This window comes from Verrucomicrobiia bacterium, assembly GCA_035460805.1.
Lineage (GTDB): Bacteria > Patescibacteriota > UBA1384 > CAILIB01 > CAILIB01 > DATHWI01.
In genome coordinates this window covers 1-23,426 of record DATHWI010000143.1, presented here as the reverse complement: position 1 = coordinate 23,426, position 23,426 = coordinate 1, and the positions used below count along the sequence as shown (strand labels likewise).

The 23,426-nt window shown below is 53.2% G+C and carries 23 protein-coding genes; 19 read left to right on the top strand and 4 right to left on the bottom strand.

The window, feature by feature from the left end; translation table 11 throughout:
- A partial coding sequence (locus VLA04_05995; GenBank protein ID HSI21212.1) for a UDP-glucose/GDP-mannose dehydrogenase family protein occupies nt 1-1,040 on the bottom strand: 1,040 nt, incomplete at its 3' end.
- Nucleotides 1,041-1,147: 107 nt separating this feature from the next.
- Here VLA04_05995 and VLA04_05990 point away from each other — a divergent pair.
- From VLA04_05990 to VLA04_05955, 8 genes are read left to right on the top strand one after another with little or no spacing between them, the layout of a single operon-like run.
- The gene (locus VLA04_05990; protein HSI21211.1) at nt 1,148-2,566 is read left to right on the top strand and encodes a hypothetical protein; all 1,419 of its coding nucleotides are present in this window, start codon (nt 1,148-1,150) and stop codon (nt 2,564-2,566) included.
- A 20-nt stretch (nt 2,567-2,586) separates the two neighbouring features.
- Entirely contained in the window at nt 2,587-3,207 is a 621-nt protein-coding gene (locus VLA04_05985; protein HSI21210.1) for a hypothetical protein, read from the top strand.
- Nucleotides 3,204-4,832, top strand: coding sequence for a hypothetical protein (locus VLA04_05980; GenBank protein HSI21209.1), 1,629 nt, complete (start codon nt 3,204-3,206; stop codon nt 4,830-4,832). Before VLA04_05985 ends, VLA04_05980 begins: the two co-directional genes overlap by 4 nt.
- 9 nt (nt 4,833-4,841) lie before the next feature.
- Complete coding sequence (locus VLA04_05975; protein ID HSI21208.1) at nt 4,842-6,329, top strand: flippase; 1,488 nt, start codon at nt 4,842-4,844, stop codon at nt 6,327-6,329.
- Nucleotides 6,313-7,248 (top strand): glycosyltransferase family 2 protein, encoded by a 936-nt coding sequence (locus VLA04_05970; GenBank protein ID HSI21207.1) that lies wholly within the window; start codon nt 6,313-6,315, stop codon nt 7,246-7,248. Before VLA04_05975 ends, VLA04_05970 begins: the two co-directional genes overlap by 17 nt.
- Complete coding sequence (locus VLA04_05965) at nt 7,235-8,014, top strand: glycosyltransferase family A protein (protein ID HSI21206.1); 780 nt, start codon at nt 7,235-7,237, stop codon at nt 8,012-8,014. The genes VLA04_05970 and VLA04_05965 overlap by 14 nt, the downstream gene beginning before the upstream one ends.
- Nucleotides 8,011-8,970, top strand: coding sequence for a glycosyltransferase (locus VLA04_05960; protein HSI21205.1), 960 nt, complete (start codon nt 8,011-8,013; stop codon nt 8,968-8,970). The genes VLA04_05965 and VLA04_05960 overlap by 4 nt, the downstream gene beginning before the upstream one ends.
- Before the next feature lie 5 nt (nt 8,971-8,975).
- On the top strand, nt 8,976-10,310 hold the full coding sequence (locus VLA04_05955) for an O-antigen ligase family protein (GenBank protein HSI21204.1): 1,335 nt from the start codon (nt 8,976-8,978) through the stop codon (nt 10,308-10,310).
- On the opposite strand, the gene VLA04_05950 is transcribed toward VLA04_05955, so the two are convergent.
- Nucleotides 10,276-11,025 carry a glycosyltransferase family 2 protein gene (locus VLA04_05950; protein ID HSI21203.1) on the bottom strand — a complete coding sequence of 250 codons (750 nt, stop codon included), beginning with the start codon at nt 11,023-11,025 and terminating at the stop codon, nt 10,276-10,278. The genes VLA04_05955 and VLA04_05950 overlap by 35 nt on opposite strands.
- A gap of 98 nt (nt 11,026-11,123) precedes the next feature.
- Between VLA04_05950 and VLA04_05945 the strand changes: the two genes are divergently transcribed.
- From VLA04_05945 to ruvC, 8 genes are read left to right on the top strand one after another with little or no spacing between them, the layout of a single operon-like run.
- Nucleotides 11,124-11,738 (top strand): hypothetical protein, encoded by a 615-nt coding sequence (locus VLA04_05945; GenBank protein HSI21202.1) that lies wholly within the window; start codon nt 11,124-11,126, stop codon nt 11,736-11,738.
- Nucleotides 11,739-11,743: 5 nt separating this feature from the next.
- The gene (locus VLA04_05940) at nt 11,744-12,826 is read left to right on the top strand and encodes a glycosyltransferase family 1 protein (GenBank protein ID HSI21201.1); all 1,083 of its coding nucleotides are present in this window, start codon (nt 11,744-11,746) and stop codon (nt 12,824-12,826) included.
- Nucleotides 12,823-13,944, top strand: coding sequence for an O-antigen ligase family protein (locus VLA04_05935; protein ID HSI21200.1), 1,122 nt, complete (start codon nt 12,823-12,825; stop codon nt 13,942-13,944). Before VLA04_05940 ends, VLA04_05935 begins: the two co-directional genes overlap by 4 nt.
- A complete protein-coding gene (locus tag VLA04_05930) occupies nt 13,889-14,671 on the top strand; it encodes a dolichyl-phosphate beta-glucosyltransferase (GenBank protein HSI21199.1) in 783 nt (260 codons plus the stop codon). The genes VLA04_05935 and VLA04_05930 overlap by 56 nt, the downstream gene beginning before the upstream one ends.
- A 4-nt stretch (nt 14,672-14,675) precedes the next feature.
- Nucleotides 14,676-14,960, top strand: coding sequence for a hypothetical protein (locus tag VLA04_05925; protein ID HSI21198.1), 285 nt, complete (start codon nt 14,676-14,678; stop codon nt 14,958-14,960).
- Nucleotides 14,908-16,785 carry a VanW family protein gene (locus tag VLA04_05920; protein HSI21197.1) on the top strand — a complete coding sequence of 626 codons (1,878 nt, stop codon included), beginning with the start codon at nt 14,908-14,910 and terminating at the stop codon, nt 16,783-16,785. Before VLA04_05925 ends, VLA04_05920 begins: the two co-directional genes overlap by 53 nt.
- 53 nt (nt 16,786-16,838) lie before the next feature.
- Nucleotides 16,839-17,555, top strand: a complete 717-nt coding sequence (locus VLA04_05915) for a YebC/PmpR family DNA-binding transcriptional regulator (GenBank protein ID HSI21196.1) — start codon at nt 16,839-16,841, stop codon at nt 17,553-17,555.
- On the top strand, nt 17,552-18,052 hold the full coding sequence (gene ruvC, locus VLA04_05910; GenBank protein HSI21195.1) for a crossover junction endodeoxyribonuclease RuvC: 501 nt from the start codon (nt 17,552-17,554) through the stop codon (nt 18,050-18,052). The genes VLA04_05915 and ruvC overlap by 4 nt, the downstream gene beginning before the upstream one ends.
- Here ruvC and VLA04_05905 read toward each other — a convergent pair.
- Entirely contained in the window at nt 17,997-18,863 is an 867-nt protein-coding gene (locus VLA04_05905; GenBank protein ID HSI21194.1) for an MBL fold metallo-hydrolase, read from the bottom strand. The two genes, ruvC and VLA04_05905, sit on opposite strands and share 56 nt — an antisense overlap.
- Nucleotides 18,860-20,191 carry a ComEC/Rec2 family competence protein gene (locus VLA04_05900; GenBank protein ID HSI21193.1) on the bottom strand — a complete coding sequence of 444 codons (1,332 nt, stop codon included), beginning with the start codon at nt 20,189-20,191 and terminating at the stop codon, nt 18,860-18,862. The genes VLA04_05905 and VLA04_05900 overlap by 4 nt, the downstream gene beginning before the upstream one ends.
- 148 nt (nt 20,192-20,339) lie before the next feature.
- Between VLA04_05900 and VLA04_05895 the strand changes: the two genes are divergently transcribed.
- The 3 genes from VLA04_05895 to VLA04_05885 are packed head-to-tail and all read left to right on the top strand — an operon-like array spanning nt 20,340 to nt 23,312.
- Nucleotides 20,340-20,831, top strand: coding sequence for a nucleotide exchange factor GrpE (locus VLA04_05895; protein HSI21192.1), 492 nt, complete (start codon nt 20,340-20,342; stop codon nt 20,829-20,831).
- Between the two features lie 10 nt (nt 20,832-20,841).
- Nucleotides 20,842-22,734: a molecular chaperone DnaK gene (dnaK, locus tag VLA04_05890; GenBank protein HSI21191.1), complete on the top strand. Its 1,893-nt coding sequence runs from the start codon at nt 20,842-20,844 to the stop codon at nt 22,732-22,734.
- A 5-nt stretch (nt 22,735-22,739) separates the two neighbouring features.
- Nucleotides 22,740-23,312: a DnaJ domain-containing protein gene (locus tag VLA04_05885; GenBank protein HSI21190.1), complete on the top strand. Its 573-nt coding sequence runs from the start codon at nt 22,740-22,742 to the stop codon at nt 23,310-23,312.
- Nucleotides 23,313-23,426: the final 114 nt, after the last annotated feature.

The window sequence follows — 23,426 nt, the reverse complement described above, 5'->3', positions numbered from 1 at the left end:
TGCACCGTTGCGCCCGCCTCAATGAGTGCGGGGATAATCTCCAGTGAAGCAGCTTCCCGAATATCGTCGGTGCGCGCTTTGAAGGTGAGTCCCCATACGGCCAATGTTTTTCCCGTGAGGCTGCCAAGGGATTCAGTTGCCCGCTCGACTAGAAGGTGCTTTTGGCGCTTGTTCACCTTTTCTACGGCGTCCAGGAGGGAGGAGTCGTGGCTGTGGTCGTGCATCATGTGCTGCAGGGCGCGTACGTCCTTAGGGAAGCAGGAGCCACCATAGCCAATGCCTGCAGCTAGGAAGCGTGAACCAATCCGGGAATCCAAGCCCATGCCCTTGGTTACCTGGCCAATGTTTGCCCCCATCTCTTCGGCAAGCATGGCAATATCGTTTACGAACGAAATCTTGGTAGCCAAGAAAGCATTACAGGCGTACTTGGTAAGTTCTGCGCTGCGTACGGACATGAAGAGGAGTGGGCGTTCGGTGCGCACAATCCCACGGTAAAGCTGCTCAAAGAGCGGGCGGTAAGCATCGTTATCAACCCCAACTACAACACGTTCCGCGTTCAGGAAGTCCTTTACTGCGGCGCCTTCGCGAAGGAACTCAGGGTTAGAAGCAACCTCTACGGCGTGTGTGGTGTGGTTGCGGAAAATCTCCCGTAACTTGTCCGCAGTGCCTACTGGGACGGTGGACTTGGTGGTGACAATGGTGGGGCCGGTAAGTGCCTTGGCCACATCTTCCGCTGCCTTGAAAAGGTATTGCAGGTCTGCGGAACCGTCAGGGGCGGAGGGGGTCCCGACTGCCAAGAAAATAATCTCTGATTTTTCAATTCCCTCACTGATATCTGTAGTAAAGATAAGGCGGCCTGCCTTGTAGTTGCTCACCACCATTTCCGTAAGACCTGGTTCGTATATGGGGACGATGCCTTTTTTCAGGTTCTCAATTTTCTGAACGTCAATATCGATACACGTAACGTGGTTTCCAAGTTCGGCAAAACAAGTTGCGTCTACCAATCCAACATATCCCGTACCGAGGACTGCAACATGCATGAGAGGGGGTCATTACGGATTTACCAATCCAGTATAGGGAAAAAGAAAAAGGCTGGGTATCCTTTCCGCACCGTGTCCCAGAGGCGTTTATATGGTACGTTGGGCACATGAAACACCGCCTTCCGTGGATTGCCGCCGCACTTGTCCTTGGTACGTACCTTGTTGGTTCGTACGTCCTTTTTAGGCATTTCGGCTACGTCTCGGCACCAGGGGGAGATTTGTACAACCATGCGATGAAGGTGGCCCTGCTTCAGGAGCAGGGGGTAGGGGCTTTCTTTGCCGGGTATCCCAAACTTTTTCATGCCCTCGTGCTTTTAGGTGTGGAAGTGAGCGGGAAGGACGCGTTGCGGGTTATGTTGGCATACTTGCCATTGGTAGTGGGAGCCGCGGGAGCAGTTTCGTTCCTCCTCCTTAAAAGGCTGCAGGGGAGTTGGGCAGGTGTCCTTGCGCTAGGCCTTACCCTTTGGGTTGCCACGCAGCCCCTGCAAACGCTCTACGACGGCGGCTTCCCAAACTACATTAGCGTGGCGGTGTGGTTGCCCCTCGTCCTCCTGGGGGTGAGCTACCTGGAAGACACTAAAAAGAAACAGCGCGTTTTGGGTGGGATCCTCATTGCCCTGGGTGTGATCCTTATGATGCTGACCCACCATTTCTCCGTGGCCTACTTGGTCATTCTCTTTGTGGTAGGTTGCCTCATTTCATGGCGCCTGACCTGGAAACTGCTCCTGGCTGGGCTTGTGGCGATGCTCGCTTTCCTTCTCAGCCCGCTAAGTGCGGGTGTGCGGGACTTGGCCTCTGCGGTGGTGCAGTTTGGTGGTGCGTTCCCATGGATCCACCTCGTAGGTACCTTGGACAACCCCAATGCCCTCATTTCTGTCCGTGCCTTTCCCGAATACTTTACGCCCCTTATATGGTGGGGTGGTTTTGCCGCTCTGGTCTGGGTCTGCATCCTTATGCTTGCTCGCAAGCCAGTCCCACTGACGGTGAAGCTTTTGGCTGTCCTGACATTTGTTTTGCTTGTGTGTTCGCAAATGGAGGTATTTGGGTTCCCGCTCCGGCTGGCGCGTGACGCCGGGGTACCGCTCCTTTTCCTATTTGTTTATGGCGCAGCTCACTTCACCCAAAAGGCTTTCGCAAAGGACCGGGTCTGGGGTGTTGCCAGCCTTCTTTTCTTAGCCCTTTTCCTCCTTCCTTCGCTTCATGACCGCTTTGAGCGCATGACCCACTTTGAGCCCGCCATGCAGTACACCCCTGCCCAGGACAAAATTGCTTCATACGACAGCCCAGGGCTAATGGTTGCATTGGACCAGCTTCTCCCGGTCATTGCTCACCCAAAAGCCCGGCCGTATGAGTTCAAAACGGAGTTCTTATTCAGGGAGGATATTGTCCAAATGAAGTGCCTGATCATGATAGAAGCGGGGGACGCCTATGTTGCCAGGATCGAGGGGATCCTGAAGGAGTATGGATTTGTACTTATAGAGCGGGAAACCGACCCCCTTAAATCTGTCCGTCTCTATTGCCGCTAAAGCTGTGATATAGTGACGCCATGCAGATAGAGAAGAGGCGTTCTTCAGGCCCTGTTTCCTCCTTTCCCCATTGGCTTGCAATAGCCCTGAGCACATTCATCCTCTTAGGTGGATTTGGCCTTGCCCTGGCCAAGTTCCGTGGTGAAGAAGCAGCAGAAGCCCCAACGGCAAGTGAGAGTCCCACTCCTTCGCCAGAAGCCGCCGCAGAGGCCACTGCCACTCCAGAAGTGGTAGTAGTAGAAACACCTACTCCCACCCCTACGCCCACAACGCCCGCTGCAACCCCGGCAGAGGCGCGCGCGGCTTACCAGGGCAAGGAGTACGCAAAGGCCATCCGCATGTTCAACGAGGCAATTACAGTTGCCCAAGGCACGGTTGCCATTGCACAGCTGCAGTACGAGTTGGGAAATGCGTACCGGGACAACAAGCAACTTGCAGAAGCGCTTAACGTATATGCACTTGCCACCGCCCAAAACAAGCAGTTGGTTGTCGCGTACCAGGCCAGAGCAAACGTCCTCATCGCCCAGAACAAGCGCGGGGAGGCACGTGCCGTTCTGGAAGAAGGTTTAGCTAATAATCCGGGGAATAAAGACTTAGAGCGTGACATCAGTGTCATCGACCTCAGTGGACCATCCGAATGATTAAGAAACTTTTTGTGCTATTTCTTGCAACCGCCGCAACCGCCCTTTCAGGCGGCACGGCCTTTGCATATTCGCTTTCTAATCCAGCGCCAGGGTTTGGCGTTGATGAATACTCAACCCTTATCCCTGATACGCAGTTCGTTTCCGTTTCAATGGGAGAGAGTGGAGTCGCGGATCTCTTAGGCAAGAGGGGTGAGTGGTCAAACCGTGCAGGCAGCGTGAGCTGGATGCATAACTACATCATTCCTGAGTACCAAACCATTCCGTACAAATACAATGATGGCGGTACCTGTAAGTGGGGTGAGGTTTCTGCGCGCCAATACAACGACGTGACAAACCACGAGCTCTACGGCATTTCCGTGGCAGCCCTTATCGCCCGCGAGGCTGCAGAGCATAGCGTCAACCCTGGCGTCCTCTTGGTGACCTTGGAAAAAGAAGCCAGCGCGGTAACCCGTGCAACGGTACAATCTGATGCTACTCAAATGTGGGTGCTCGGGTATTTCTGGGATGAAACCATGGCCTCTTGTGGCTACGGGCAGTCACAGGCCGAGTATATCGCCCGTAACTTTGGCGGCGTTGGGCAACAGATTGCCTACTCCACTGCTTGGTTCCAATCGCGCTACAACCAATACGCCTCAACGTATTCCAACCCCATTTCCATCGATGGCATTACCATCACCCCTAGGACTCGGGCTGCGCGCGTCCTGTATGCGTACACTCCCCACGTCTATAACGGGAACTACAACTTTTGGGCCATTACCAACCAGTGGTTCTCTCCTCCAACCTACGCACCTTCCCTTGGTCAGGATACGGATGGGACGGTCTACGTCCTTGATGAGGGCAAGAAATGGCCTGTTACGGGAAGTGGCTTTGCCGCCTGGTCCTTTAAGTGGACCAATGTCCACTCTCTGACCAATGACGAACGCGCCCTGCCTACTGGCAGTACCTGGACGCACTTGGCACTTGGCAGTGACGGGACCGTTTATACCATTGATAACGGCCGCAAGCGCCCGCTTACCTCACCTCGTTTGATTGAGCGTTACAACTTTAGCTGGGGCGATGTCCAACCTAAGCCAGATACAATCCTGGCAAAGGTCCCGTATGGCCTTCCTATGCACGAGCTTGTACTCCCTAATGGGGACGGTACGGTCTTCTTGGCTACAGCCGGCACACTCTACCCAGTCAGCGGTTTTGTCTACAACGATGTCTGGCGCTTTGCATGGGCTGATACGGCCCGTGTCCCTGCCTACGTAACTTACAACCTTCCACAGGGTCCGCTCTTGAGCAACCTGGTTGTTGCCGACGGTGGTGACGGTACTGCCTACTTTGTTGACGATGGAATTCTCTACCCACTGCCTGGCTCTGTTGCGCAGGCCTGGGGCTTTAACCTGGGTACTATCCGCGTTGTTGGCCCAGCCCTTATCGCCGAGAAGCGACGTGGTGGCAATTTGACCACACTGGTTACTCAAAAAGATGGCAACGGTACCGTGTACCTTATTAAGGATAAAAAGAAGAACCCTGTGTCAGGGGATTACTTCCGCCGACAGGGTTACAGCTACGCCGATGTCCGCGCAATCACCGCCGGACAGCTTGATACCCTTCCCACAGGCAGCACGCTTCGCTAATCTGGTGTTATGAGTTACGCTCGCCGTGTCGCCTACAATACGTTGGCGCAAATAATTGGGCGGGTATTTACCACCATCACCTCGCTGGCGACAGTCAGTATTCTTAATGGCATCCTCAGGCCAGAGGGTTGGGGTGGATATGTTGCAGTAACCACTTACCTTGGTTTCTTCTCGGTGCTTGCGGATATGGGGCTTAACCTTTTGTACCTGCGTGAGTTGTCACGCAAGCCTGAGGAAGCCGATGAGGTGACATCACGTTTCTTGGGCTTCCGGCTATTCACCGCCACAGTTGTTTTGCTTATTGCCGCCCCGCTCATTGGGATGCTCATCCCAGCGTACCAGCCATTCTCCTCAGCTATCCTCCTCATGGCTATTGGCCAGTTCTTCCTGACCATGAACCAGGTCTGTGTGACGGTTGTCCAGGCCCGCCTCATGATGGACCGCGCCATGATCTCCGATTTAGTGGGAAGGGTGGCTATCCTGGCGGGGACAGTATATGTAGGGATGCAGGTGGCAGAAGAGAACCGGTTCCTTGCCGCTATTACGGTAGTAGTGCTGGGGAATGCGCTCAACATGGTAGTGAGCTGGTTGTTTACCAGGAAGTTGGTGCGGTTCAGGCCGCGCTTTTTGTTACAAGAATGGCCCGGTATTTTTATGCAGGTGCTGCCAATTGGGGCTATGGCCGTATTGGGGATGATCCACTTCAAGGCTGATAGTATTTTGCTCACGCTCTATCGCCCTGAGATTGAAGTGGGTATTTATGGCAACGCTTACAAGGTGCTGGAAATCATCATTACCCTGCCTGCCATGTTCGTGGGCGGTCTTTTCCCTGAGATGAACCAGCTTATCCAGCGGGGAAGCGATGGCCTGCACGGGCTGATGCAAAAGGCATTTGACCTGCTGGTATTTGCCGCGATCCCTGTAGTGACGGGGATTGTACTGTTCGCGCCTCACATTATTGCCGTTCTTACGCGCAACTATATCCCAGAGTCGGCCCTCTCTTTGCGCATCGTGGCCTTTGCCATGATCCCCCTTTTCATTGGGACGCTTATGGCCCATGCCCTTTTGGCTACCGAAAAGCAAAAGCAGTTAAGTATCGTGGAGCTAGTGGCAGTTATCTTAAACATCGGGCTGAACGTGTACCTTATCCCAAAGTATTCTTACTACGGCGCAGGATCGGCGACGGTGATTACAGAGGTGCTCACCACGGTTATTACCACCTGGCTTACCATACGGGTGCTCGGGTTTTACCCCCGTCTGCGTACCGTGGTGCCGGCCCTAGTAGGTGCCGTCTGCATGGCCGCAATGTATTTCTTCATACGGAAAGTGGGTGGCGATATTTGGAGCACGCATTACTACGATTGGTCACATGCACAGCAGGCAGGGTTGCTCCTCCTTGTTATTGCGGTGAGCGGGGCAGCATACGTAGTCCCATTTTTCCTTTTCAAACAATTCCCTCCCGTGATTCAGGAACGCCTCTATGCCAGGTTCAAATAGCCCCGATATTTCCGTCATTATTGTCAGCTATAACGTCTCTGAGCTTTTGGACGCATGCTTGAGAACGCTTAAGGAATACACCAAGTCTGTTTCCTATGAGGTGATAGTGGTGGACAGCGCTTCTTCGGATGACTCAGTGGAAATGGTGGCTAAAAAGTATCCTTGGGTTACCCTCATTGCCAGCGAGGTGAATGTTGGTTTTACCAAGGGGAACAATATGGGACTAGAGAAAGCCGTTGGGAAAGACATTCTCTATCTTAACCCCGACGTAGAACTTATCGAGGATGTCATTGGTCCCATGCTTGGCGTTCTCGAGGAGCGCAAAGGTGTGGGTGTGGTAGGGCCAAAGCTTCTCAATACCGACCGCTCCCTCCAGGGAACGATTGGCTTTTACACGAGCTTGAGGAGTGTAGTGAAGGAGTTTGTCCTCCGCGAGCAAAAGGAGAACATGAACGTGATACACCCGGAACAGCCTACCTCGGTCCAGGTGCTCTTGGGTGCCTGCCTCTTAGTGCGGGGGGATGTTGCCCGAGAAATTGGTGGGTTTGATGAGCGCTACTTTATGTACAATGAAGAAACGGACTTGTGCCTTTCCTTTAAAAAGCGCGGCTACGATACGTTGTACTATCCGGAAGTGGCCATTATCCATCACGGTTCCAAAAGCGCCACAAAGACACCGGAGATAAAGCAGCGGAGTTTGCACATAGCACGGGTAAGCATGCTTACCTACCTTCACAAGCATTACGGGTTCCTGACGGCGCTGGTGGGCAAGTTGATTGTGTCACTATCCTTGCTCGTCCGGATGCCGATACTGCTTGTGAAGCTCCTTACCTCAAAACGCGAAGATGCCCGGCTGAAGATCCGCTACTACTTCTACACTATCCGCTGGATCCTAACGAAAAAACGTGTCGGATACTAATCCGGTTGGTCCCATTGCTGTCATTATTCCGGCCTATAACCAAGGTCCGTATTTGCGTGAGGCGGTAGAGAGTGTTATGCGTCAGACATTGCCGGCCAGTGAAATTATTGTGGTTGATGACGGTTCAACTGACGACACCGCAGAGGTGCTCAATGGGCTACGACGGGAATATCCGCAATTAGCTGCCCTTTCCCAGGCTAATGCAGGGGTGTGTGAGGCGAGTAGGAACGGCCTTGCCCATGTGTCTGCGCCGTATGTGGTGCGTTTGGATGCTGATGACATACTGCCGGACAACTATCTCCAGAGCCTCTTTTCGATATTGGAGAAACAGCCTAAGGAAGTGGCCTTTGCTTACTCAGATGCCCAGCTTTTTGGGGCAAAAGAAGGTTGGATCCACGCCCGCCCTTGGTCCATTGCGGCCCTGGTCCCAGAGAACTATATCCATGTTTCTTCACTTGTCAGAACAGATGCGGCACGCCAGGTTGGATACTTTAACCCCGCCATGCGGGGCGGGTATGAAGACTGGGACTTTTACCTAAGCCTCGTGGATGCAGGTTTCCGGGGTGTGTATTGCAAAGAGACGCATCTCCTGTACCGGCAAAAAGAAGAGGGAGGTCGTAATACCATGGACAGGGAGCGTGACCACGCCTTGCGTGCCCAGGTACGGGCTAACCATCCAGCGCTCTACACCAACCTTTGGTACAAAATCCGCATATTCCTCTGGCGATTGGCAAGGCGCCTTAAGCATTGGGCGGGGAAGGCATGAGTACTCAGCAGCATCCTTTTGTCTCCCTCATCATTCCCACGTACAAGCGGGATGAGCCGCTCCTCCTGACCATCTCAGGCATGTTGGGGCAAGATTACCCGCGTGAACGGTACGAGATTATTGTGGTTGATCAAACCGAGTCGCACACGGAAGAAGTCCAGCGTCAAATGGAGGCATGGGAGAAAGAGGGTCTTATTACCTGGTTCCGACCACCTCAGATCTCCTTTGCCGCCACTACTAAGGCCCGCAATTGGGGGGTTGCCCACGCCACTGATCCCGAGATTATTATCTTCACTGACGACGACGTAGAGGTTGAAGGAGGGTTCATCCAGGCACATGTTGCTGCCTACACGTCAGGGGACATTGGCGCCGTTGCCGGCAAGGTGATTGTCCCGACTCATGAATATGACCCGACTGCCAAAACAGTAGGCAAGATCACGTGGATGGGTGACTTTGTAAACAACTTTCACGTTGATTTTCCAGCTGACGTAGACAACCTTATTGGGTGCAATTTTTCCCTCCGTGCCAGCACCGTGCGTGAAGCCGGCCTCTTTGACGAACGGTTCCGTGGCAATGCCATGCGTGAAGAAACGGATTGGGCCGTGCGCCTTCGTGAGGCGGGTTACCGTATACGGTACGTACCGGAAACACATCTCCTGCACCACATGGTTGCCGCCGGAGGCAGCAGGGCAGTCAGCGAGCGTATTCGTTGGTATGAAGACCTGTTCTTCAATAACTTCCTCTTTTATGGAAAGCACGCTCCTTCTTGGCGCATCCCCTTCTTTGTAATGCACATGGCAAGGCCGATCCTGGCCTGCTGGCTTGTGTACGGGAAGGGAAGGCCAAGTGCGTTCTTGGCACCGTGGCGGGGGATAAGGGCAGGCTTGTCTGCGGCCAAGCTTTCCCAGAAAGAAGGTACCGCTACCGTACAGAATCCACGACTTAGGGTATTCTGAGAGCAATGAACTGGAAAGCAGCACTCATTTTAGTAGGGGGGCTCATAGGGGGAGTTGCCTTGGCGCAGCTTGCAGCCTGGAACCCTCTTATAGCACTTGCGGTAGCGGTAATGGCTACCGGCGCCGTGATTGCCATACAGCGGCCAGTACTTTTTCTGTACTGGGCAATTGGGTCTGTGGCCCTTGGGCAATTGGGGCGTATCCCACCGCTCAAAGGCGGCGGTCCCGTACTTGCGGACCTTTTTCTCTGCGCCCTCTTAGGTGCCTGGCTTGTGTGGGTCTTTTGGAAAAGGGTTTCCCTTCCTAAATACCCAACCCACCTTATTTGGATGGGATTCTTAGGTGTGGCACTTCTTTCCCTCCTTTTCTCGCCTTATGCACTAGCTCAAAAAGAGTTTGTAGAAGCTGCAGCCTACTGGGTAAGGCTTTTGGTTTATTTTTCTCTCTTTTGGATTGTCCCCACCCTCTTTAAGGCCGACCAGGAGTTGGAGAAGCCCTTCAGAGTTGTCTTGTGGACGGGTGCTGCCGTCTTGGCGCTAGGTATCCTTCAGTTGGTCCTTTTGCCAGACATTGGTGTGCTGAGTGGTTACGGTTGGGACCCTCACGTGGGGCGTTTTGTCTCCACCTTCCTGGATCCAAACTACCTAGGCGGTTACCTTGCCTTCCTTCTCGTATTCTTCTTTGCCCTGAACCGTAAGGCACCGCGAGTTACTTTCTGGTTGCTCATTATTGGGACCCTGGTTGCAGGAGTCCTTACGTATTCGCGCAGCGGTTACCTGGCCATCTTGGTGGTCCTCGCCATTATTGGTTTCCGCTACTCTTGGAAACTACTGCTTCTAGCAGCGGTCTGCATTGTCCCGCTTGCCTTGAGTATCCCCCGGGTTGCAGAGCGTGTGCGTGGCGGTTTCTCACTCGATCAGACGGCGCAAGACAGGATTCTTTCCTGGAAACATGCCTTGAAAATTGTTGAACACTATCCCGTACTGGGCGTGGGTTATAACAATTATGACCGTGCCCAAAAAGAGCTGAACCTTGTCTCGCCAATCGGGGAGAGTCATTCAAGCGCAGGTAGCGACAGTAGTATCCTCAATGTACTTGCCACTACGGGGACGGTAGGGTTTTCCCTCTTTGTGTTGGGCGGGATCCTGGTCCTTAAAGATGCGCTGCGAGTGCTTCGCGAAAAGAAACGAAAGAACGCGCAGGTAGCTGCGTATGTGATTCTTATTGCCACCCCTGCGCTGCTCATCAACGCCTTCTTCGTAAACGCGCTTTTCTACCCGCTCATCCTAGTGGGCTACGCCTTCTTTATTGGGGCTTTGTACGTTGGCGCAGACGAATAATCTTTTTCTGTACAGTAAAGTCGTACCAACTGCGGAGGGCTGAGAGGAGGAGGCCCTGCCAGCCATCGAGAAAGCCAGCTTGCAGGAAGTATGTTTGTACGAAACGGGCCGGAGGCTTTGCAATAAGCTTAAGCCAGGGGAGGCTGCTCCCTTTCTGCTGCTCTGCTTGAGCAGTGCTGTAGGCTTTGTTTTTTTGAATATATTGCGCAAGGTCTACATAGGATTCGTGGAGGATATCAATATCCAAGTCCTGTGTCGTAGCAGTTTCCAGTACTTTCTCATGCACAGGAACTTCGCTGAACCGGGTGGCAGATTTTCGAAACAAGCGGATCTGTCGGTCTGGGTACCATCCTTGGTGGGCAATCCATTTACCTAAAAAGAAGGTCTTGCGTTTCATGGTGTACGAGTCGGCTGCGGAATTTGTCATTGCTTCGCGGACGCGTGGCTCCATGTCAGGCGGGAGCCATTCGTCGGCATCCAGGCTTAACACCCAGTCATTGGTTGCGGCATCAATGGCGCGGTTTTTTTGTACCGCCCAACCTGGCCAATCGGTTTCGGTAACTTTGGCCCCATGTTCCTTGGCGATGGCCACAGTTTTGTCGGTACTGCCGCTATCTAAGACGATGAGCTCGTCCGCCCAAGAGACAGAATCAAGGCAGCGGGCAATGTTGCGCTCCTCGTTTTTGGTGATGACGCACACGGAGACTTTTTCCATATCACCTAGACTAGCATAAGGGATCTCAAATTGGACTCCTGGTGTTTTTCTTTTTGGTGTAAGAAGCTATGCTGAATCTACACTATTAGTACTTATGTATGGATCGATTTAGCCTCTCACACCTCATCGCGCGACGCTGGCCTATCATTCTTGTGCTAACTCTTGTTGTCTTTGGGGCCACCCTTGGCTTGGAGCGCCGGAAAGATCCACAGTACTTTGGTTCATTTACGGTTACCGTTGAGCCATCCCGCCGCTACCCTGAAACGCAGCAACTCATCCTTCAGCCTAACCAGGGTGAAGACCTGAAGACCGCTGTGGCCACTACCCAGTCTTGGATTGCCGACCCGTTTTATGTTCGCAAGGCTTTGGAAAAGGCTAATGTTTCCGTGGCAGATATGAGCCTGGCTGATTACGCCAACATTTTCCAAGTGATTAGCGACGTGCCGTTTTCCCGTTCTTACCAAGTACAGTACGTAGGTGCTACCCAGACAGAGGTGGAGAATGTCTTTACTGCCTTGCGCTCAGTGCTCGATGAGGCACAAGCCAGCTTTGACTCCGCCAAGAGCGACCTCCTCATTGAAACTTCATACACAGATACCACAGTAACCAGCCATGGCTCAGGGGTTCCACTTGCGCCAATCGCCGGCCTGGTCATTGGCCTTCTCTTCGCCACGATGGTGGCCGCTGCTTTTGACCGAGCTGCACGCAAGTAGGCACTATGCGAATTGCCGTAGATGCGCGTGAGATCTGCGGTAGGCCTGCAGGGAAGGGGCAATACCTTCTGCGTATCCTGAACGAATGGAGGGATGGGGATGACGCCGTTTTTTGCTATGTGCATCCAGGCCAGAAAATCCCCTCAGAACTACGGGGAAGGGCTATTGAGCAGGTAGAGGTTGCTGGGCGCAGCCTGTTTTGGCACCGGGCTGCGGCCAAGCAGGCATTGCAGGACAAGGCGCAAGTATTCTTTGCTTCCCAAAGTTACTTGTCAGCCCTTTTTTGTTCTGTCCCCACGGTAACGGTAGTCCATGACTTGGCCGTTTTTGTTTTGAAAAATGTGAAGCATAACGCCAAGGCAAATGCGGTAGAAAAGGCTTCGCTCCGCCGTTCGTTAAAGCGCTCCGCGGCAGTCATTGCCGTATCGCAAGCCACGGCAAAAGATGTGCAGGAAATTGGCAAATGCCCACCGGACAAGCTTCATGTAATTGGCGAGGCGCCACTGCTCATGGATGCCCGACCTCTGCCCCTCTCAGCCAGGGACGGCTCACTTTTGTTTGTCGGTACCTTGGAGCCACGAAAGAACATCCTCAGTTTACTTAAGGCCTATGCGGGGCTTAGGGAAGAAGAGCGGCAGAAACATCCCCTCATTCTTGTTGGGAAACAGGGATGGGGCGGGGAGGACTACGAGGGTGTGGCGGAGAAGTTGGGGATCTCCACCACCTGCAGGTTTGAAGGCTACCTTTCTACAGAAGAACTTGTTTCCCGTTTTCAAAAGGCGCGGTGCTTTGCTTACCTCAGCCACTACGAGGGGTTTGGCCTCCCTGTTATTGAGGCGATGGCGGCTGGTACTCCTGTTTTGGTTAGTAACACCCCAGCGCTTACCGAATTAGTGGCCGACACAGGCCGGGTATGTGACCCTCAGGATATTGACGGGATTACTGCCTCCCTCCGTGCATTGCTTGAAGATGATACACTGGCACAGAAAATGAGTGACAAAGCCTTGAAGAGGGCGCAGGGGTATTCATGGGAAACCGTGGCTGCCCAAGTCCGTGACCTCTTATCATCAGTAGCCACAGCGCCATGAGAAACCGAATCGCAGAACTTCTCCTCTTTCTTTTGCCGTTGACGCTTCTCTTAGGCGAAAGACCTGTTTTCAAAGTGACAGGCATACCTTTCTATGCCTTTGAGGTTCTCACCCTACTCCTGGTAATTTCTTGCTATTCCATGTGGAGGACAGGGGGCATGGCGCGCCTCCGTGCGCTGCCCGCTGTATTCCGATGGGGCGGGGCATTGCTTCTGCTTGGCCTCTTAATTTCCGTAAGTGTGGCAGGCGTGCAGGGCGAAGCCTTAGGGGCGGCAAAAGCTTGGTTTATCATGCCACTTCTCCTTTTGGTTACCATTGTGGCGAGCGCAATGAGCGTACGCACCTTGGTGTGGGGGATTGTTGCCACGGCCCTGGCGCAGACGCTGTATGGTTTTGCCCTTTTGCCTGCGCAGCAAGAAATGCGCATGATCGGTACTTTTTCTTCGCCGAACTTTTATGCAGCATCGGTAGTGCCCGCCCTCTTTCTGGCATATGGCTTCACCAGAAGGGAGAAATGGTTAGTCATGGCCGTACTGCTCGTGGGCATCTTGGCAAGCCAATCCCTTGGTGGAATGGTAGGCCTCATTGCGGGTGCCCTGTACGTTGTGGCCATGGCATCGCGGAAAAAGAAATCGGCAGGGATCATGATTGGGATTATGGTGGTGATGGCACTCATTGGCGGCGCCCTTGCGTATAAGCGTTTTTCTAACAACCCGCGCTCCTCCCTGGCTTCGCGTCAGGAAATTTGGCAGGTGGCGCTGCGAATTGGCGACCAACACCCAGTTACGGGCATTGGGTTGCGCAACTTTGATAACGAATACCTGAAAGCAGTGCCCTACGTTACTACGGACCCTATTGAATGGAATGTCCCGGAGCCGCACAATCTCTACCTGGCTTTTTGGCTTGATCTCTCCGCGGTTGGGTTGGTGGCGATGCTGCTTATTATGGGGGGCGCCCTTGCCTACGGCGGTGCGGCAGCGGTTACAATGGCCGTCCTTTTGGCACATGGGCTAGTGGACACGCCAATCTTTAAGCTGGAGCTGGCAGTGCTCTTTTGGCTCTATGTCACCATTATTCTTTCCAGAGGTGGCCGTAGTAAGCGAGATTTGGTACGCTGACCGCATGCCTCACATCTCCATTGTCATCCCTGCCTATAACGAGGCAGACCGTCTTCCGGAAACGCTTGCGCTCGTCCGTGATTACCTAGAGCAGCAGTCCTTTGAGGCTGAAGTATTGGTGGTGGACGATGGCAGCACCGACGACACGGTGAAAAAAGTACAAGAGATGCAGGAGCGTTTCCCACAGCTCAAGCTTATTGCCAACGAAAAGAACAAGGGGAAGGGGGGTGTTGTCCGCCAGGGTATGCTAGCAGCCCAAGGTGATTACCGGCTCTTTATGGATGCAGACTATGCCACACCTATTACGGAGCTAGACAAGTTCCTTCCGTATTTAGGTCAGTTCGATATCATCATTGGTTCGCGCTACCTCAATGGGGGGAGTATCCGTGTGAAGCAGCCCTTGCAGCGCAGGATTGTTTCCCGCATTGGCAACTTACTCATTCAGCAGTCCTTGCTCCGGGGAATTGTGGATACCCAGTGTGGTTTCAAACTCTTTACCGCCGCGGCAGCGGAGAGGGTATTTAAGAAGCAGAGTATGGATGGTTGGGTGTTTGACGTTGAGGTGCTTAGTATTGCCCGCCAACTCGGCCTTACCATTAAGGAAATTTCAGTTGATTGGTACGATGCCAAGCAGTCAAAGCTGCGCGCTGTCCATGCAGCCGCCAAGTCCTACAGTGATCTAAAGGTAGTAAAAAAGAAGATCCGCGAAGGCGCGTACCTAGACTAATACTTTGCGAAAGAACGTATCCATGTTACTAAGCTTACAGGGAACTATAACTGCTATTGAAAATCTCACGGCAGTACTCACTCTCGACGACAACCAAACTATCCGTTTTTCCCTTAAGGAAATGGATGTCCGGCCGCAGGTTGGTGATACATATGTCCTTCATCTTTTACCTGAATCAGAAGCCAAGCTCTCCACTGATGAGCTTGCCCGCTCTCTTCTCTCCCAACTGATACGCGATGTCCCCGCAGAAACAAACCAAGCAAAAATCGAAGAAGGAACAGCAGCCTGACAAGGCGGTTGGTTCCCACACAAAGTGGAGCATTCGCTCGCGGCCCCTTTTCATTGGAATGATGGGGTTTTTCTTGTCATTGGGTGTCCTGGGGACGGTGTATGCGTTTGTGTATAACGACCGCTACTTGCCACGCACTCATTTGGGTGGCGTGTCCATTGGTGGGCGGACCCGCGCGGAGGCCGAAGAGCTTCTTAAGGCCAAGCAACATTCTTTCTTAGAAAAGCCGCTTCATATTACGCACAACGAAAAGTCTTGGGATATTGCTCCCGCCGAGTTGGAAACTTCCATTACGTACGCCTCCCAACTCGATGAGCTTTGGAAGGAAGAGAAGCAGGGAAGCGCATGGGGCCAGCTGGCGCTCCTTTTCAGCGCGCCTGTTACACCCCGGTATGCCGACGTGAGCATGACAGCCCTTGGGGTGAAGGGCCAGGAAGTGTTAAAGGAAAAAGTCCTAGGGTCCATTGAGACTGCTTTTGAGGAGACCACCCTTTCCATTACGCCGCTTGAGGTAAAAGTTGTACCAGGAAAAGCGGGAGAGCGGCTGGACCAGGCTGGTTTTGAGGATGACATTGCCACAGCTTTTGAAAAAAATACCAATGACATTACCCTGCACTTGGAGCCTTCCCAGCCAGAAGTGACTACGGAGATGGCGGAGCCCGCCAGGCTCCGGGCGGAAGAAATCTTGGCCAAACCCCTGCAGCTGACCTTGGCCGACAAGGCCTTTGCGGTGGACCAAGCAACATTGGCGGAATGGCTGACTGCTGAGGTGGCGAGGGATACCGCCAAGCAGGCCACCGGTCTCCAGCTGGTGCTCACTTCAAAGGCCGGTAGCAAACTTACCGAGTGGGCGGCTACCGTAAACCGTGCTGCGGCAAACGTACGGCTCGCTACGGGGGCGGACGGTAAAGTGACAGTGGTAGAGGGGGATGTGGACGGCCGGGCAGTACACGAGGAAAAAACCTTGGCAGCAGTCCTCACCTACATTCAGTCCACAGCGACTTCCGCCAAAGTAGTGGGCGAAGTTGAGGTAAAGAAGGCTGACGTGCGTGCCGATACCTTGGCTTCTTTGGGAATCCAGGAGTTGGTAGGGACCGCAACGACTGATTACGCGGGCAGCCCGAACAATCGTAAATTCAACATCGCCAAAGGTGCCCGTGATTTGGATAGAAAGCTAGTGAAGCCCGGCGAGACCTTTTCTACCACTAAGACTCTGGGTCCCATTGAAGAGTCCACGGGATACCTGCCTGAGCTGGTTATTAAGGGTAACCGTACTACCCCTGAGGCAGGGGGTGGCCTTTGCCAAGTTTCCACCACACTCTTTAGGTCGGTGCTTAACGCCGGACTTCCTATTGTGGAGCGTCAGAACCATGCATACCGCGTAAGTTACTACGAATTAGGCGTAGGGCCTGGCCTTGATGCCACCATTTACGATCCCAGCCCAGACTTTAAGTGGAAGAATGACTTTGGCACCGCTGTTTACGTGCAGTCCAAAATTGTGGGTACTAAAATTACCTTCGATTTGTTTGGCACTAAAGATGGGCGCAGTTCCGTCATTTCCCCACCGCAGATTATTGAGACCTACAAAGTGGGTGATCCAATCTACAGCGAATCAGACACTGTTCTACGTGGTCAGACCAAGCAAATTGAGCGCGCGCATGACGGCGCTAAGACATCGGTAACGTATGTAGTGAACAAGGATGGGAAAGACGTCTACAAGCGCACCTTCATCAGTGTGTACAAAGCCTGGCCCGCTCAGTACTTGGTAGGTACGGGTACAGCCCCAGAGCCCACACCAACACCTACTCCTGCACCTGCAGCTTGATTGAGCCTCTGGTTTTCGGTACCGTTCGAGAGAACTGATTTAAAGGAATTCCCATGTCCGGACACAGCAAATGGGCGGGTATCAAGCATCGCAAAGCAGCGGTGGATGCCAAGCGCGCCAACATTTTTACCAAACTCGCCAACAACATTACCATTGCCGCCCGCAACGGTGGTGACCCTTCTTTGAATCCTAGCCTTAGGTTGGCCATGGATAAGGCCCGTGCTGCCAACATGCCAAAAGATAATGTTGAGCGGGCCATTAAACGCGGTACGGGAGAATTGGGTGGCGCTGCGGTAGAAGAGTTGCTCTATGAGGGTTTTGGCCCTGGCAATGTGGCCATGCTTGTGGCTGTGCTTACCGACAATAGGAACCGTTCCAACGCTGATGTGCGCACTCTCTTTGCTAAGAATGGTGGGCGCCTTGCAGAGGGTGGTGGCGTAGCTTACCAGTTTACCCAGCGCGGTGTTATCCGCGCGCAGGTACCGGCAGGCAAGGCCGAGGCGTTTGAAGAGGCCTGCATTGAGGGCGGGGCAGAGGACTACCGATTGGAAGAAGGCTTTGCGGTGGTCTATACCGCAACGGTAGAGCTGCATACGGTAAAAGATGCACTGGTGGTTGCCGGCTTTACTGTGGATACGGCCGAAATTGAGTACGTAGCCAATACGCCAGTGGAAGTAGGGGATGAAGACATGGAAAAGGTAATTCATCTCATCGACCTTTTGGAAGAGTACGATGATGTGACCAGCGTATACACAAACCTCCCCGAATGATCATTTTAGGCCTGGACCCAGGTACGGCAATTGTGGGTTGGGGGATTATTAAATCTGAAGGTGGGAAGCAGACGTGCTTAGGTTATGGCGTCATTACCACCGACAAATCCATGACGGACAGCCAGCGCCTCTTGGCAATTGCCAATGGCGTTGAGGCGCTTATTGATGAACATAAGCCTGCTCTGGTTTCTATTGAGAAGCTCTTTTTCAGTAAGAATGTGACCACGGCCATGACTGTTTCGCAGGCGCGTGGGGTGCTCATGTATGTGGCGGAGCGGATGGGCGTGCCAATGGTTGGGTTTACACCTAATGAAGTGAAATTGGCGCTAACTGGCAGTGGGACTGCGGATAAACAGCAGATGCAGAAAATGGTTCAGCTGCTTCTCCGTCTTCCTACCCTGCCTAAGCCAGATGATGCGGCCGACGCTGTCGCCATTGCACTCATCGCGGCACAGACCGAGTCTTTTCGTAAGAAAGTTGACCTGCACGGAAGGTAATCTTTAATCCTCCGTCCCGGTCCGTCCGGTGGTAAGGAACTTTTTTCTCTTCCAAGAGCTGTAAGATATTTGGCCGCGGGTGTTTGAACTTATTGTTTTGGCCTACACAAATAAAGGCCATTTTGGGATCTACAAGTTCAAGGAAGGGAGGGGCAAGGCCTGTGGCAGACCCGTGGTGCGGTATTTGGAGGACTTCGCTTTTGAGGTTGCAGCCTGGCGGCCTACACCAAGTGGAGATGGACTTTTCGTGACGTTCATCAAGGTCACCTGTTAAGAGGATACGATGAGTCCCCGTGGTGAGTTGAAAGGCTAAGTTGGCATCATGTGCATCTCGTAGTTTCTTACCCTCCATTTGAACTAAGGGATGAATGGTAAAGAGGTCTGCCAAGCCCAGGGGAAGATGAGTGCCAGCAAAAAGGATGCGCTTGGTAATGTGCTTCTCAGTAATAAGTTCCCTCCAACGGGCGATGTCGTTTCCTGGTGCAAGTGCCCCACTCTCCCAAACTTCGTCGATGGCGTAGCGCTCCACCACTGGGATGAGTCCCCGCACATGATCGGCGTGAGTATGGGAGAGGGCGAGCACGTTAATAGACCTCCGCCACGGAGGGAGGATACGGCCAAGTTCAGTGAGAACTGTATCGTCAGGGCCACCATCGTAGAGGAATGTTTTACCAGTCTGGTCTCGGTAAAGAATGGATGCACCCTGCCCAATGCTCAGTACCCACAGGCGGGAAGGTTGGGGGATGGCAAAAGGCGCGAGGAGGGCTACGAGGGAAATGATCCCAAGTATGGCCCATACTTTTCGTTTCATATGCCCCCTCCTGTCTTAATAATCCAAAGCGCGAAGTGGAGAATTGCCCACGCAGCAATTCCCAGGACGGTGGCAAGAGGGGGGAACCAGCTAAAGCCCAGGAGGACAAACCCCAATGCCGTTGCCGGGGGTATGAGCCAGAGGACAAGTGGGTTAATGACGAGGCCGCGCAAGGCAAAGCTGCCGCTGAGGAGGGTGAGAGGTGCGGTGCCAAGGCTGGCAGCCCCCGTTTCACTGAAGCTACCTGCCATCCAAGTGGGGAGAGCAAGTTTGGTAGATGCTTTCTGGAGCACGTTGCCAAACATGAGGAGGCCGCCGTACGCGGCGAAGGAAAGCTGAAAGCCCGGGTCACTAATGAGGAGGAGGGGATTGAAGAGAAGCATTACGCTGGCTGCCAAAAGAATGCCAGGCAGTGCCCATGCTCGTCTGCCAGAAGCTTTGACCACTGCATTCATGCTGGCAATGACGGCACCCCGCGTGACACTGGATGAACTGCCAGAGAGCAGGGTGAGCCAAGTGCTGAGGAGGATGACGGTGACCGCCTGAAAGGTTCGGTTACTCACAGGTAAGAGGCTGAGGGCAATACTTACAATGAAGGTGATATTTGCCCCGCTAATGGCAACCAAGTGAGAAGTGCCAGTTGCCTTTAAGGCATCTGAGACGTCGGTAGGTATGGCGCGTTTGCTGCCAAAGAGAAGCCCGCAAAGAAAAGAGCCCTCTGGTTCTGGTACGTATTTCCCGATACTTCTTTCGAAGGTGTGGCGTAGTTCCGCCAGGCCGGCAACGAGGGAAAAATTTCTAGAAGAGGAAATTACGCTTACTTCTGCACGGGGTGCAATGGCGAATATGCCATCGCGCTCCAAGAAAAGTGGATAGTTGAAGCCCTCAAATGGCTCAGGCTTTTCCAGGGTAGAAGTAATGTGGATTTCATCCCCAAAGCGAACGGGGAGATACCGATCGGCCCTAACGAGTACCCGTCCTTTGGCGGGCTTGCCCCACAGGTTATGGGCAATGGGCTCCTTGGTTTCAACGAGGAGGTTGGTGTTCTTCTGTCTGTAATCTGGCGGGGCGACTACCGTGGCACTAAAGCTGGCTTTACCAGCCTTAAAACTCCGCCAAGCAATTTGCCGGCTAAGGTGTGAGTATGCAAAAGAAAAAAGGAACACCCCAACAATCAGTGCGATATATCTCTTGGAAGGAAGGGTGAGAAATGTAAGGAAGGGGGTGAGCACCCAAAAAAGAAGCGGGAAAGTGGAAACACTTCCACTCCCCAGAGAAACCCCAAGGACCCAGGCAGACAGGAAAATGAGGGAGATTTTGTAGCGCATGGCTGCACCTTACGGGCGACCCTTCTCAATGTCGACGGATGTCCAAGGCGGAGAAGGGCAATATGTAGAGTGGGTACTCTCTTCTAGTCCCTTGCAAAAATGGAAAGTTTGTTTTACATTCTAAAAGCAGCAAATCAGTTAGACCCACATGGAAAACGACGAGAATACCGAACAAATTGTTGAAGAAACCGTCGCTCCAACTGAGCAGACTGATTACGAATCCCTCTATAAGCGCGCGCTTGCTGACCAAGAAAATATGCGCAAGCGGTTCGATGACGAGCGGAAGCTGCTTGGAAAATTTGCCGTAGGAGATGTTGTTATCGATTTGCTCCCTGTGTTGGATAACTTCACCCGCGCCACCGAACATGTTCCTGCTGACCAAAAGGAAAGCAGCTGGGCAACTGGCATCATGTATATCCGCAAGCAGCTTATGGATGTGCTTGAGCAGCGTGGCGTCCAAGAAGTTACCGCCAAGATTGGTGAGAAGTTTGACCCTTCATTGCACGAGGCTATTGGCACCGTGACCGACAATGACAAGGAAGACGACACCATCGCCGAGGTAAAGAGTATCGGGTACCGCCTTCACGACCGAGTCGTGCGGCCTGCCCAAGTTATCGTAGTTAACCACGAACAGAAGTAAGGAGTTCTCCATGGGAAAGATCATTGGTATCGATCTTGGTACGACCAACTCCGTTGTCTCCGTTATGGAGGGCGGTGCGGCCAAGGTAATCCCTTCCGCTGAAGGGCCAAATACAGTTCCATCCGTTGTTGCCGTCAAGAAAGACGGTGAGCGGGTTGTTGGTGTGCCAGCAAAGCGCCAGGCTGCCACAAACCCAAAGAATACTATTTTCTCCGTTAAGCGTTTCATTGGGCGCAAATACACTGACGCCGAAACCCAAGAAGACAAGTCGCGCGTGCCGTACGAAATTAAGAGCGGCCGCAACGACTTGGTAGAAGTGGTAATGGGCGACAAAGAGTACACACCAGAGGAAATCTCCGCCTTTACCCTCCAAAAGCTTAAGGCTGACGCCGAGGCGTACTTGGGTGAGAAGGTAACTGACGCGGTCATTACCGTGCCTGCTTACTTTAACGATGCCCAGCGCCAAGCGACTAAGAACGCTGGTAAGATTGCCGGCCTAGAAGTCCGCCAAATCATCAACGAGCCTACTGCAGCAGCAATTGCGTACGGCCTTGAGAAAAAAACCAACGAGAAAGTTGCCGTATACGACCTTGGTGGCGGTACTTTCGATGTCACCGTTTTGGAGTTGGCAAATCATGATGGTGAGTCAACCTTTGAAGTGCTCTCAACCAATGGCGACACTCACCTTGGCGGGGATGACTTTGACAAGGTCCTTATGGATCACATTTTGGCTGAGTTCAAAGCCCAAGAGGGTGTAGAACTTACTGGCCAAGCCGATGCCATCCAGCGCATTAAGGAAGCGGCTGAAAAAGCCAAGATTGAGCTTTCCAGCGCGCAGGAGACAGAGGTAAACCTTCCTTTCATTACAGCAGATGCTTCTGGGCCTAAGCACTTGGTGCTTAAGGTTACCCGCGCCAAGTTTGAGCAGTTGACCGAGAGCCTTGTAAAACGCTCCATGGAGCCAGTAAAGAAGGCCCTTGCAGATGCCAAGCTTGACCCTAAGGACATCGACGAAGTTATCCTTGTTGGTGGCCAGACCCGCATGCCTAAGGTGCTGGAAGCTGTCCGTGACTTCTTTGGTAAAGAGCCTAACCGCTCCGTAAACCCTGATGAGGCCGTTGCCCTAGGCGCTGCCATTCAGGGTGGCGTGCTTGCTGGCGACGTCAAAGACATCCTTCTCTTAGATGTTACCCCACTCTCCATGGGTATCGAGACGATGGGTGGCGTAATGACCAAGCTCATTGAGCGCAACACCACCATCCCAACCTCCAAGAGCCAGGTGTTCTCCACTGCAGCAGACAACCAGACACAGGTTGAAATCCACGTGCTTCAGGGTGAGCGCCAGATGGCCGCGGACAACCGCACACTTGCCAAGTTTGTCCTTGATGGAATCCCACCAGCTCCTCGCGGTGTCCCACAGGTAGAGGTAACTTTTGACCTTGATGCCAACGGCATTGTGAACGTAAAAGCGGTGGACAAGGGCACGAACAAGGAGCAGAAAGTTACCATCACTGCTTCCTCAAGCCTTACTGACGAAGAAATTGAGCAGATGCGCAAAGACGCCGAAGCCCATGCTGAAGAAGACCAGGCCAAGAAAAAGCTGGTAGAAGTGCGCAACGATGCCGACTCGCTCATCTACACCGCCGAGAAGACTCTCAAAGAAGTAGAAGAGGCTAAGAAGAACATCAAGGCGGAAGACCTTCGCGCCGTAGAGGATGCCGTGGCTGAACTGAAGAGCGTGCACGCCAACGACGATGCCGACGCTATTGAAGCCAAGGTAAAGCAGCTTTCTGAAAAGCTGCAGGTAGTTGGTGCGGCCATGTACCAGGAGTCAGCTGGTGAAGCCCCTGCCGAGGAAAAGGCAGACGATGCCCCACCTGCGGATGATTCCGAGGCCAAGTAATACCTGTGGCCGAAGATTACTACAAGTTACTAGGAGTGGAGCGGGGCGCGTCAGCTGACGAGATCAAGCGCGCGTTCCGTAAGAAGGCTCACGAGCACCACCCGGACAAGGGTGGTGACGCTGCGGCGTTCAAAAAAGTAAACGAGGCGTACCAAGTCCTTTCCGACTCTGAGAAGCGTCAGCGCTACGACATGTACGGCGCTGCCGGCGCCCAGCAACCAGGCTACGGCGGCGGGGGAGCAGGCGACTTTGACGGCTTTGGTTTTGGCTTTGGAGGCTTTGGCGATATCTTTTCCGATATGTTTGCATCTGCCATGGCCAATGTCCAAGCGGAGGTGCAAATCTCCGTTCCGCAGGCTGTGTTAGGAGACAGGTTTGAGCTGCGCGTTGGCAACGACAAGGTCATGCTGGAGGTCCCAGTGGGCTGCCAAGACGGTCAACAGGTTGTATTCCGTGGCATGGGCAAGCCCTACCGAAGCGGGCGGGGCGATCTCACTATCATCCTCCGAGTAGTTATCCCACGGCGCCTTTCCAAGCGCGAACGCGAACTGTACGAAGAACTGAAGAAGCTGTCCTAGTTGTCTTCTCGTCCCTGGGGTTTCATACTGTAGGGAGATGATTAATACCGTTACGTGGGATATTGGCATTGTGGCGGCCCTTGCTTTGCTGTTGGCCTACACAATCCTTATTAG

Bases quoted from the DNA above. Each gene is read 5' to 3' on its own strand.
- dnaK (HSI21191.1), top strand. From the start codon at position 20,842: ATGGGAAAGATCATTGGTATCGATCTTGGTACGACCAACTCCGTTGTC.
- VLA04_05895 (HSI21192.1), top strand. From the start codon at position 20,340: ATGGAAAACGACGAGAATACCGAACAAATTGTTGAAGAAACCGTCGCT.
- VLA04_05935 (HSI21200.1), top strand. From the start codon at position 12,823: ATGAGAAACCGAATCGCAGAACTTCTCCTCTTTCTTTTGCCGTTGACG.
- ruvC (HSI21195.1), top strand. From the start codon at position 17,552: ATGATCATTTTAGGCCTGGACCCAGGTACGGCAATTGTGGGTTGGGGG.
- VLA04_05930 (HSI21199.1), top strand. From the start codon at position 13,889: ATGTCACCATTATTCTTTCCAGAGGTGGCCGTAGTAAGCGAGATTTGG.
- VLA04_05990 (HSI21211.1), top strand. From the start codon at position 1,148: ATGAAACACCGCCTTCCGTGGATTGCCGCCGCACTTGTCCTTGGTACG.
- VLA04_05905 (HSI21194.1), bottom strand. From the start codon at position 18,863: ATGAAACGAAAAGTATGGGCCATACTTGGGATCATTTCCCTCGTAGCC.
- VLA04_05945 (HSI21202.1), top strand. From the start codon at position 11,124: ATGGATCGATTTAGCCTCTCACACCTCATCGCGCGACGCTGGCCTATC.
- VLA04_05940 (HSI21201.1), top strand. From the start codon at position 11,744: ATGCGAATTGCCGTAGATGCGCGTGAGATCTGCGGTAGGCCTGCAGGG.
- VLA04_05915 (HSI21196.1), top strand. From the start codon at position 16,839: ATGTCCGGACACAGCAAATGGGCGGGTATCAAGCATCGCAAAGCAGCG.
- VLA04_05920 (HSI21197.1), top strand. From the start codon at position 14,908: ATGTCCCCGCAGAAACAAACCAAGCAAAAATCGAAGAAGGAACAGCAG.
- VLA04_05975 (HSI21208.1), top strand. From the start codon at position 4,842: ATGAGTTACGCTCGCCGTGTCGCCTACAATACGTTGGCGCAAATAATT.
- VLA04_05900 (HSI21193.1), bottom strand. From the start codon at position 20,191: ATGCGCTACAAAATCTCCCTCATTTTCCTGTCTGCCTGGGTCCTTGGG.
- VLA04_05980 (HSI21209.1), top strand. From the start codon at position 3,204: ATGATTAAGAAACTTTTTGTGCTATTTCTTGCAACCGCCGCAACCGCC.
- VLA04_05950 (HSI21203.1), bottom strand. From the start codon at position 11,025: ATGGAAAAAGTCTCCGTGTGCGTCATCACCAAAAACGAGGAGCGCAAC.
- VLA04_05985 (HSI21210.1), top strand. From the start codon at position 2,587: ATGCAGATAGAGAAGAGGCGTTCTTCAGGCCCTGTTTCCTCCTTTCCC.
- VLA04_05970 (HSI21207.1), top strand. From the start codon at position 6,313: ATGCCAGGTTCAAATAGCCCCGATATTTCCGTCATTATTGTCAGCTAT.
- VLA04_05955 (HSI21204.1), top strand. From the start codon at position 8,976: ATGAACTGGAAAGCAGCACTCATTTTAGTAGGGGGGCTCATAGGGGGA.
- VLA04_05960 (HSI21205.1), top strand. From the start codon at position 8,011: ATGAGTACTCAGCAGCATCCTTTTGTCTCCCTCATCATTCCCACGTAC.